The organism is Streptomyces sp. ADMS (assembly GCF_033441795.1).
Classification (GTDB): Bacteria; Actinomycetota; Actinomycetes; order Streptomycetales; family Streptomycetaceae; genus Streptomyces.
In genome coordinates this window covers 1-614 of sequence record NZ_JAVFVX010000378.1, presented here as the reverse complement: position 1 = coordinate 614, position 614 = coordinate 1, and the positions used below count along the sequence as shown (strand labels likewise).

The 614-nt window shown below is 70.0% G+C and carries 1 protein-coding gene; it reads right to left on the bottom strand.

Features of this window, described 5'->3' with window-relative positions; genetic code table 11:
• The coding region (locus tag RB628_RS41140) for a DUF4255 domain-containing protein (protein WP_318325733.1) at positions 1-411 on the bottom strand (411 nt) is incomplete at its 3' end.
• Positions 412-614: the final 203 nt, after the last annotated feature.

Here is a 614-nt window from a genome sequence, read left to right as displayed (position 1 = left end):
CCTGGCGGGCAGCGGAGCCTGCTGCGTGGTCAGTTCGCCCCGCAGGTACCTCTCGGGGATCTCCCTGTGGCGCAGCAGCACCTTCATCACCGCGCCGAGCAGGCGGTGTTCGTCCTGCGCCGGGTTGGGCGCGCTCTCGTTCGGCCAGGCCGTGACCAGATAGGAGCACAGGACCCGCGCCGGTGCGCGCTTGCGGGTGACCATCCCGGACTCCTGCCGCGTGTTGTCCCACTGGTTGGTGCGCAGCTCGTGGTTCTCCCGCACGTCGTAGAGGAAGAAGGCGAGCGCGGGCAGGGTGACACCGGAGGGCGGGAACTGGTCGTCCGGGGTGGCGAAGCTGACGGTGATTCCGGACAGCGGCATCTCGGCCTCGACGAGCGCGGCAAGGGTGTCGTCCAGGTCCTGGAACATCGCCTCGCCTCTCTTCTCTTCGGCACCGGTCGGCGTTGATTCACTGTTGTACGCGGGGAGCGCCCCCCGAGCGTCCGCCGCGGCGTCTGTTCCGGCGACTCGATGCGCCGGGAGACGCGGCGGACACGGCGGCAGACGCCGGCGAGACGCCCGCTTGACGACCGTCGGTGTTGGCCTGGAGGCGAGATTCGGGATTCGGGACG